This window comes from Corallococcus terminator, from assembly GCF_003611635.1.
Lineage (GTDB): Bacteria > Myxococcota > Myxococcia > Myxococcales > Myxococcaceae > Corallococcus > Corallococcus terminator.
This window is the reverse complement of sequence record NZ_RAVZ01000373.1, coordinates 1-9,027: the sequence shown is the minus strand read 5'-3', so window position 1 is coordinate 9,027 and position 9,027 is coordinate 1. Positions and strand designations below refer to the sequence as shown.

The 9,027-nt window shown below is 68.7% G+C and carries 9 protein-coding genes; 5 read left to right on the top strand and 4 right to left on the bottom strand.

The features are described 5' to 3' along the window. Positions 1-718, top strand: a 718-nt coding sequence (locus D7V88_RS35040; RefSeq protein ID WP_147448985.1) for an RluA family pseudouridine synthase, incomplete at its 5' end; no start/stop codon positions are given. A 30-nt stretch (positions 719-748) separates the two neighbouring features. Then, positions 749-3,322: a penicillin-binding protein 1A gene (locus D7V88_RS35035; protein WP_120544950.1), complete on the top strand. Its 2,574-nt coding sequence runs from the start codon at positions 749-751 to the stop codon at positions 3,320-3,322. Positions 3,323-3,353: 31 nt separating this feature from the next. On the opposite strand, the gene pyrF is transcribed toward D7V88_RS35035, so the two are convergent. Beyond that, on the bottom strand, positions 3,354-4,208 hold the full coding sequence (gene pyrF / locus D7V88_RS35030) for an orotidine-5'-phosphate decarboxylase (protein ID WP_120544949.1): 855 nt from the start codon (positions 4,206-4,208) through the stop codon (positions 3,354-3,356). Positions 4,209-4,219: 11 nt separating this feature from the next. Then, complete coding sequence (locus tag D7V88_RS35025; protein ID WP_120544948.1) at positions 4,220-4,981, bottom strand: SDR family NAD(P)-dependent oxidoreductase; 762 nt, start codon at positions 4,979-4,981, stop codon at positions 4,220-4,222. A gap of 140 nt (positions 4,982-5,121) precedes the next feature. Here D7V88_RS35025 and D7V88_RS35020 point away from each other — a divergent pair, with 140 nt between their 5' ends. Next, entirely contained in the window at positions 5,122-5,523 is a 402-nt protein-coding gene (locus tag D7V88_RS35020) for a response regulator (protein WP_120544947.1), read from the top strand. A gap of 2 nt (positions 5,524-5,525) precedes the next feature. On the opposite strand, the gene D7V88_RS35015 is transcribed toward D7V88_RS35020, so the two are convergent. Further along, positions 5,526-7,343, bottom strand: a complete 1,818-nt coding sequence (locus D7V88_RS35015; protein WP_120544946.1) for an AsmA family protein — start codon at positions 7,341-7,343, stop codon at positions 5,526-5,528. 62 nt (positions 7,344-7,405) lie between these two features. On the opposite strand from D7V88_RS35015, the gene D7V88_RS35010 reads away from it, so the two are divergent. Beyond that, positions 7,406-7,981, top strand: coding sequence for a hypothetical protein (locus tag D7V88_RS35010; protein WP_120544945.1), 576 nt, complete (start codon positions 7,406-7,408; stop codon positions 7,979-7,981). A gap of 62 nt (positions 7,982-8,043) precedes the next feature. Then, positions 8,044-8,727, top strand: a complete 684-nt coding sequence (locus D7V88_RS35005; RefSeq protein ID WP_120544944.1) for a pilin — start codon at positions 8,044-8,046, stop codon at positions 8,725-8,727. Positions 8,728-8,800: 73 nt separating this feature from the next. On the opposite strand, the gene D7V88_RS43275 is transcribed toward D7V88_RS35005, so the two are convergent. Further along, on the bottom strand, positions 8,801-9,027 hold a 227-nt coding region (locus D7V88_RS43275; RefSeq protein ID WP_158625226.1), incomplete at its 5' end, for a hypothetical protein.

Below are 9,027 nucleotides of genomic sequence, written 5' to 3'. Positions count from 1 at the left end.
TCCCCCGCCGGTGGACCCCAGCCGGCTGGTCATCCTCCTGGAGGACGACTGGATGATGGCCGTGGACAAGCCCAGCGGCATGGCCGTCCATACCGGCAGCGGCATCACCGGGGGGACCCTGGTGGACTATGTCCGCGCGTACCTGGGCCCCAAGGCGACCCGCAACGACTTCACCGCCTCCCCCGCCCACCGCCTGGACCGGGAGACCTCCGGCGTCATCCTGGTGGCCAAGCGCCGCCCGGCGATGGTGCATTTCACGGAAATCTTCACCAATGGCCACCCGAAGAAGCGCTACCTGGCCCTGGTGAAGGGGAAGATGCCCAAGGATTCAGGCGTCATCGACCTGCCGCTCGCCGAGCACCAGCAGACGGCCGAGTCCAAGTCCCGTCGGGGAGTCAACATGCAGGCGGCCGTCACCCGGTGGAAGGTCGTGCGCCAGTCGAGCGAGGCAGCCCTCCTCTCCTGCACCATCGAGACCGGGCGCACGCATCAGATAAGAAGGCATCTGGTCGCCGTGGGTCACCCGGTGGTGGGTGACAAGAAGTATGGCGACTTCGCCCTCAACCGCGACGTGCGGGCGCGGTGGGGGCTCAAACGTCTGTTCCTGCACGCCGAGCGCATCGAATTTCCGCACCCCGAAGATGGCAGGAAGGTCGTCGTGGAGACTCCGCTCCCGCCAGAGCTGACGGATGTGCTGAAGCGGGCGGCGCTCCTCTAAGCCTTGAGCCCAGGACTCGACAGAACACGCATGGCCGATCCGAAGACTGACCGCAGCCGCTCCAAGCTGGTGCTCGACGGCGTTCCGCCCAAGCGCAACATCCTCGTGCGCCTCCTGAAGCTCACCGCCGTGCTGGGCCTCATGGGCGCCACCGCGGCGGTGCTGGCCGTGGTGGGCGCCTACTACATCTTCTCCGACGGGCTGCCCGCCATCCCGAAGGTGGACGAGTACTGGCCGCCCATCGTCACGGAGGTCTACACCGACGACGCCGTGCTCGCGGGCGAGTTCTACAACGAGCGCCGCAAGGTGGTGCCCTACGAGCGCATCCCCAAGCGGCTCGTGCAGGCGTTCATCGCCAGCGAGGACTCCAGCTTCTTCGACCACTTCGGTGTCGACGTGCTGGGCACCACGCGCGCCGTCACCAAGACGGTGCTGACGAAGCTGGGCCTGCGCGGCGGTGGCGTGCAGGGCGGCTCCACGCTCACGCAGCAGACCGCGAAGGCCGTCCTCATCTCCGCGGAGGGCTACAAGGAGGCCACCGCGAAGACGCCCAAGCGCAAGATTCGCGAGGCCATCCTCGCCTTCCGGCTGGAGCAGGCGCTGACGAAGGAGGAGATCCTCTACCTCTACCTGAACAACGTCTTCCTCGGGCACCACAGCTACGGCGTGCAGAGCGCGGCGGAGAACTACTACCGCAAGGACGTGCGCGACCTGACGCTGGGGGAGATGACCCTCATCGCGGGCCTGCCCCAGGCGCCCAGCCGCTACTCGCCCTTCCTCCGCCCGGAGTCCGCCAAGCGCCGCCGCAGCTACGTGCTGGGGCGCATGCTGACCGAGGGCATGATTTCGAAGGAGGAGCACGACACGGCGAACGACGAGCCCGTGAAGGTGTACCCGGTGGAGGACGTCTTCCACGAGTTCGCCCCGTACTTCGTGGAGCAGGTGCGCAAGGACGTGGTGGACCGCTACGGCAACCCCGTGCTCCTGAAGGAAGGTCTGAAGATCTTCACCACCATGGACAGCGAGCGTCAGCGCGCGGCGCAGGACTCCGTGCTGGACGGCCTGATGTCCGTGGACAAGCGCCAGGGCTGGCGCGGGCCGGTGCAGCAGTTGGCCACCGACGCGGAGCGCCGGGCCTTCATCGACAAGTCGAAGAAGGCGATGGGCAAGGAGGAGCTCGTCGACAACCGGCTCTACGTGGGCGTCGTGACGAAGCTCGACGACGACGGCAAGGGCGCGGACGTGCAGGTGGGGCCGCACGCGGGCCGGCTGCCGCTCCTGGGCATGCGCTGGGCGCGCAAGGTGAACCCGGAGGGCTACTACCCGGCGATGATGATCACCTCCGTCAAGAAGGCCGTGGCGGTGGGCGACGTCATCGTGCTGCGCCACGTGACGAAGAAGGAGCTGACGGACGACCGCGAGCAGTGGGACAAGAAGCTGGCGGAGGACATCCCGGAGGAGGGCGTGAAGCTCTTCCGGCTGGAGCAGACGCCGGAGGCGCAGAGCGCGCTGGTCTCCATTGATCCGCATCGCCAGTACCTGACGGCGATGGTGGGCGGCTACGACTTCGACGACAACGAGTTCAACCGCGCGTTCCAGGCGTGCCGCCAGCCGGGCAGCTCCTTCAAGCCGTTCGTGTACTCGGCGGCGCTGGAGCAGTTGAACTGGACGGAGGCCACCATCATCGTGGACTCGCCCATCGTGGAGCACGACCCGGACAACAAGGTGTCGTGGAAGCCGGCCAACTACAGCGAGGAGTTCGTGGGTGACGTGCTGTTGCGCACGGCGCTGGTGAACTCCATGAACATCCCCGCGGTGAAGACCTTCGGCGCGGTGGGCGTGCACAACATGTCCGACTGGGCGAAGAAGCTGGGCCTCACCACGCCCATGAACATGGACTTCTCCGCCGCGCTGGGCTCCTCGTGCGTGTACCCGCTGGACCTGGCGAACGCGTACGCGACCTTCAACCGCTACGGCCGCAAGAAGCCCACGTACTTCATCCGCAAGGTGGAGGACCGCTTCGGCCGCACGCTGGAGGACCACACCGCGTTCGACGACGCGTGGGCCCCGTTGCAGGACCGCGTGGCCGCCGGCTACGCGCGCCTCTTCGAGCCGGGCGAGCAGGTGATGAGCTCGGAGACGGGCTTCATCCTCACGCACCTCTTGCGCGGCGTGGTGCTCCAGGGCACCGGCGGTCCCGCGCAGAAGCTGGGCAAGCCGGCGGCGGGCAAGACGGGCACCACCAACGACTCCTTCGACGCGTGGTTCTCCGCGTACACCAAGGACCTCGTGACGGTGGCGTGGGTGGGCTACGACCTGAACCCGCACCCGCTGGGCCGCTATGAGACGGGCGGCCGGGCGGCGCTCCCCATCTGGCTCAACTACATGAAGCGCGCGCTGGAGGGCCGGCCGCAGCCGGAGTTCTACCCCTGGCAGTCCATGCAGTTGGCCCGGCTCTACATCGACAAGAAGACGGGCAAGGTGTCCCATCCGGGTGCCAAGGGCGCGGAGCTGATGTTCTTCAAGAAGGGCACCGAGCCGAAGGAGGCCGTGCCCGACAAGAACCAGGTCGGCGTGGATCAATTCATGATGGGCGCGCAGTAGCCCGCGCGCCGCATCACCGGCAGCACCCCCGTCAGGCGCCTTCGCGGAACACGCGCGAGGGCGCCTGATGTGCTTCCAGGGCCCGCTTCAGCGCGGCCGTGTCCGGCCCGGCTTCCAGCACCGAGCGCGCGGCGGTGGGCAGCACCTGCCGTTCGCGGCGGTAGAAGAGCTTCGGCAAATCAGCGAAGCCCGCGCCCTGCGAACCGATGCCCGGCGTGAGCAGCAGCGCGTCACCCAGGCGCTCCACCACGTCGCGGTCCTCGGGCGGCAGCGTGGCGCCCATCACCGCGCCCGCGGGCAGCACGCCGGGGCCAGCCTTCGCGTTGAGCTCGCGCAGGCCATCCGCCACGGCCTGGGCCACGGTGCGGCCGTCGGTGCCGGTGGCGTTCTGCACGGGCACGCCCTCCGGGTTGGATGAGCGCACGACGATGAAGGCGCAGGCGCCGTGGGCCTTCGCGCGCTCCACCGTCTTCGCGAGCGCGCCCAGGCCCAGGTACGCGGTGAAGGTGGCGGCGTCCACGTCATAGGCGCTGCCCCTGCCGAAGAGGCCTTCGGCGTAGGCATCCATCGTGGAGCCGATGTCGCCGCGCTTCACGTCCAGCAGCGTGAGGGTGCCGGCGGCGCGGAAGCGCTTGAGCACGCGCTGGAGCACGACGAGCCCTTCGGGTCCGTGGCGCTCGAAGAAGGCGCTCTGCGGCTTCACCACCGCGAGGCTCTCACCGGCCGCGTCGGCCAGCCGCTCACAGAAGTCGGACAGGCCCTGCACGGTGTCCGGCAGGTTCCAGCGGGCGAGCACGTCGCGCGACGGATCCAACCCCAGGCAGAAGGGGGAGCGCGCGTCGGCGAGCCGGGCGAAGCGCTCGGCGAAGGACACAGGCGTCGTCACGGAGGGCTCCTTCACTTCAGCCGGCGCGCGGTGGCGTCGAACAGCGTGTTGGGCATCGCCTTGAGCACGCGCATGGAGGCGGAGACCTGCCAGGGGAAGCTCACCTCCGTCTCACCCGCGAAGATGGCGCGGCCCATGAGCTCCACCGCGTCCTCGGTCTCCATGAGGAAGGGCATGGGGAAGCGGTTCTTCGCCGTCAGCTCGCTCTTCACGAAGCCGGGGAAGACGCAGGTGACGCCGACGCCGGTGCCCTTCAGGTCCACGCGCAGGCTCTCCAGGAAGGTGGAGAGGAAGGCCTTGGACGCCGAATAGGCGGCGTGGCCGGACAGCCCCCGGTAGCCCGCGAGGCTGGAGATGCCCACCACGTGGCCCCGGCGGCGCTCCACCATCTGCGGCAGCACGGCGCACAGCGTGGCGGCGGCGCCGGTGACGTTGGTGTCGATGATGGCGCGCGCCTTGTCCCAGTCCATGCGCTTGCCGTGCGTGGGACCGCCCACGCCCGCGTTGGCGATGACCAGGTCCAGCCCGCCGCACTCCGCGTCGATGGCGCGGATGCGCTCCTGGGCGGCCTCCGCGTGGGTGACGTCCATGACCACGGGCTCCACCGTGGCGCCCGCCGCCTGGGCCTCCGCGGCCAGGGCCTGGAGTTGGGACAGCCGTCGCCCCGTCGCGAACACGCGCAGGCCGTGCTTCGCCAGCCACAGCGCCAGTCCACGTCCAAGCCCGCTCGAGGCGCCTGTCACCAGCGCCGTCCGGTAGGTCATCTCCGCCATGCCGTCCTCCAGGGGGTGTCGCAGCGTCCGTCTTGTCGCACGGTTGCGCGTCCGAGGGCACGCAAAACCCCTCCCCCCACACCCTGGGACGAGGCGGATCCCCGGCGGGTGGACATCTTCGGGGGCGGAAGTGGGGGCCCATGTCCATGTCCTGGCGCGACTGCATTCTCGTGGTGGATGACGACCTGGACCTGCTGCGGGCCTATCAAGAGGCGTTGCAGTTGGACGGGCACTCGGTGGTGCTGGCGCGCGACGGGGCCGAAGCGCTGCGCCTGCTCAAGCAGGGCCTGCGCCCGGCGCTCATCCTGCTGGACCTCTTGATGCCCCGCGTGAACGCCTGGGAGTTCCGGATGCGGCAGCGGGCGGACCCGGCGCTCGCTTCCATCCCCGTCATCGTCCTGTACGCCCTGGAGGTGGGGGCCCGTGAGATGAAGGCCCTGGAGGTGGAGGGCTTCCTCCAGAAGCCCGTGGACCTGGACGTGCTCCTGCGCGCCGTGGCCCCCTACATGGCGCGCGGCGGGTGGGACGCCCATCCCTCGTAGCGCTACCGGAAGGGCGGCGCCTTCTGCCCTGCGAACCACTGCTTCGCGTTCACCATGTGCAGGCCGTTGTTGCCGGGCCTCAATTCGATGCCGCCCGTCACCGGTCCCAGCGTCGTCAGCAGGGCCCCCGTGATGTTGCCCTGGACGAGGTCCAGGTGGCCTTCCAGCAAGAAGCCGTCGCCCTTCGCATTGAGCTCACGCACCTGGAGCCCGCGCTCGTCGATCTGCACCTGCCCCGTCACCTCCACCTTGGAGATGTTGAGCAGCGAGGTGAGGAAGGGGGGCAGGTTCTTCGACGTGGTGATGAGCGCCACCAGCGGCTGCGTGTCGGTGAGCTGGCTTGTGAACTTCGCGGACAGCACCGTGGGTGACAGGGTCAGGCTGGCGCGGGGCAGGCTGAACGTGCCGCTCCAGGCGCGGATGGGCACGGGGCCGTTCGAGGAGACGTTGCTCAGCCGCAGCGTCGTGCCTGCGAGTCCCAGCTCCTTCATGTCCCAGGACAGGTGCCGCGCATCCACCTCCACCTCCGCGCGCAGCAGGACCTTGTTCTTCCCCATGCGCCCGGACACGAGGTCGGTGTCCATGCGCAGCTCCAGCGCGTTGCGAGCCTTCGCGCTCTTGGAGCGCTCCTCGCTGCGCACCGTCGCGTGCCCGGAGTCGATTTCGAGCGTCTGCTCCAGCCACGGGTTGATCAACCGCAGGTCCATGGGCCGGCTCTTCGCCACGTACAGCTCCGGCTCCAGCGCGAATCCCGGCTGTCCTTCACGCCGCCGCGCGAGGACGGTGAGGGCGATCTCCGGCACCTCCACGCCGTTGCCCCTGGCACCGGAGAGCTTCACGGGCGCGAAGGCGACCCGCAGTTGTCCCGCGGGCGCACCTGGACGCTCCTCGTCCATGGACGCCTTGAGGCTCCAGGGGGCCCGGGCGCGCATGGGCCCCGCGCGCACGTCCAGCTCCGTGCCGGAGGCCTCCAGGCGGCTGCCCGGCGCCAGCGTGTTGCGCTCCATGCGCACGTCCAGATCCAGCCGTCCGCTTCCCCCGCGCAGGGACACCGGGGCGCTCGGGCCCAGCAGCTCGTTCACCCAGTCCAGCGGCAGCAGGTCCACCTTCACCTGCGCCTGCCCGCCAATGGCCTTGGAGAGGTCGTAGCCCTGCTCGCCCTGGAAGGGCGCGTCCAGCCGGGCCTGGGCGGACAGCGCCTCCAGCCGCGCGACCCGCTTGCCATCCACCTCCACGAAGCCCTCCGCCACGCGCACCGACGGCAGGTCCACCTGGATGCGCTCACGTGACTGGAGATTGAGGGCCCCCTTCACATCCAACGCGCCCACGAAGCGCACGCGGCTGAAGTCCAGCTCCCGCACCTCGTGCAGCGTCACGTCCTCCAGGTTGATGACCCAGGGGCGCGCGTTCGGATCCGGCGGGCCTTCCTCGGGGGCGGGGGACGGCTCCAGGTGGAAGCTCGCCCCGTGCCCGTCGATGCCGTGCACGTCCACGCGCTTGCGCAGAAGGCCCGTCAGCGACATCCCGGCCGACAGGGAGTCCACCTCCACCTTCCACCAGCGTTCGGTGTCCTGGTTGGTGAGGGTGAAGCCCTTGAGGTGCAGCCGGCCCACGGGCCACAGCCAGAAGGCCCGCTGCCACGACAGCTTCGTGCGGTCCGTCCCCCGGCGCATGATGGCCTGGACGACGCCGACGTTGAGCGCCACGTTGATGAGCACTTCCAGCACGACGACGCCCAGCAGGATCCACAGGGGGACGCGCCACCACCGCTTCCTGCGAGGGACGGCGTCCGGGGCATCCAGGGTCGGGGAGACAGTCATGGAGAGGCCGGGGAGCGTAGCGCGGATGCCCTGGGCCGCATGGGTTGGTAGAACGCCAGGGCATGGACGCGAACATCCAGAGTCACTTCGTCAACCTTCGCGGCGAGGACGCCGATTCCCGCCATGCCTCCTACCGGCACCTCATGGCGGTGACGGATGCGCCCGTGGACTGGGCCTCGGAGGTCTGGGACGGATTGCTGGTGCTCCTGCGTGAAGGTGACAACCACCAGCGCGCCATCGCGGCGCAACTGCTCAGCAACCTGGCGAAGAGCGACTCCCAGCGCCTCTTGAAGGACCTGGACCGGCTCATGGTCGTGACGAAGGACGAGAAGTTCGTCACCGCCCGCCACTCCCTCCAGACGCTCTGGCGGGCAGCGGTCGCGGACAAGGCCTTGCAAACGGCGGTGGTGGACCGTCTGTCCAAGCGCTTCCGGGAGTGCTCCACGGAGAAGAACGGGACGCTGGTCCGGTACGACATCCTGGAGGTCTTCCGGAAGACCTACGACGTCGTGAAGGACGATGCGCTCAAGCAGGTTGCCCTGGCGCTCATCGAATCGGAGGACGACTTGAAGTACCGCAAGAAGTACGCGGGGCTCTGGAAGGACCTCGTGGCGAAGAAGCGCGCCGCGAAGGTTTGAGTCGCACTCCGCGTGACTCACCGACGTGAGGCGTTCTAGGGTCCCGCGCCCTGGAGGAAGTAATGACCTCGATGTCGTCCGATGTTCCCGCAGCGCCGAAGAAGTCCGTACTGCCCGGGGTCGCCCTGGGTTTCTCCATCGCCAGCCTGTGCCTCATCTGTCTGTGGCCGGTGGGGCTCGTGCTGTCCATTGTCGCGATGGTGAAGACGGGCAAGCCGGGGCAGCAAGGCCGGGGGCTCGCCCTCGCGGCGCTGATCATCTCGGTGGCCAGCATCTTCTTCAGCGGCATCATGGCCGCCATCGCCATTCCCAACTTCATCAAGTTCCAGGCGCGCGCGAAGCAGGCGGAGTGCAAGGTGAATCTCAAGTCCATCTACATCTCCGCGCAGGGGCAGCTTGCGGAAGAGCAACCCCTGGGCTCCCTCCAGGAACTGGGCTTCGTGCCGGAGCCCGGCAACCGCTACGCCTACGTGCTGCGCCTTCCGGATGACTTCGTTTCCGTGAGCCCGCGTTTCACCGCGATTGACCCGACCGAAATCCAGGCGGCCCTGGACACGGCCGGCGTGGTGCCGGGCGTGCAGGGCGAATGCCCCGAATGCACCCTGACGGCCGCGTGCGTGGGCAACGTGGACAACGACGACACGCTGGATGTGTGGAGCATCTCCACCGCGGAGCGCACCGACGCGAATGGCAAGGCCATTGCTCCCGGAGAGGTGTTCAACCACATGAATGACGTCCAGGAGTAGGGCCGCCCCGGACGATTGACGCATGCAGTGCGGAAGACCTCGCGGCGAAGCAGCGCGCCGCGAGGTCCCCGGCTCAATCCAGCCGCACGTGCTGCTCCAGGCGTTCCGCCGGGGTCAGTTCGCGGTTGGCGTTCACCAGGTCGAACTCGAAGGTGACGTGTTCGATGCGGCCGGTGAACTTGAAGGGCATCAGGTCGCGGTACTTCGGGCTGACGGGCGCGCGGTTGTCCATGCCCACGTCCATGCACTCGGTGCTGAAGCGGGCGCGCGTCTGTCTTTCCAGGTGCACCCCACCCACGC

What these genes read in the sequence shown, in the direction of transcription:
- D7V88_RS35035 (WP_120544950.1), top strand. Translation starts at nt 749, where the DNA reads ATGGCCGATCCGAAGACTGACCGCAGCCGCTCCAAGCTGGTGCTCGAC.
- D7V88_RS35025 (WP_120544948.1), bottom strand. Translation starts at nt 4,981, where the DNA reads ATGGCGGAGATGACCTACCGGACGGCGCTGGTGACAGGCGCCTCGAGC.
- D7V88_RS35020 (WP_120544947.1), top strand. Translation starts at nt 5,122, where the DNA reads ATGTCCATGTCCTGGCGCGACTGCATTCTCGTGGTGGATGACGACCTG.
- D7V88_RS35015 (WP_120544946.1), bottom strand. Translation starts at nt 7,343, where the DNA reads ATGACTGTCTCCCCGACCCTGGATGCCCCGGACGCCGTCCCTCGCAGG.
- D7V88_RS35010 (WP_120544945.1), top strand. Translation starts at nt 7,406, where the DNA reads ATGGACGCGAACATCCAGAGTCACTTCGTCAACCTTCGCGGCGAGGAC.
- D7V88_RS35005 (WP_120544944.1), top strand. Translation starts at nt 8,044, where the DNA reads ATGACCTCGATGTCGTCCGATGTTCCCGCAGCGCCGAAGAAGTCCGTA.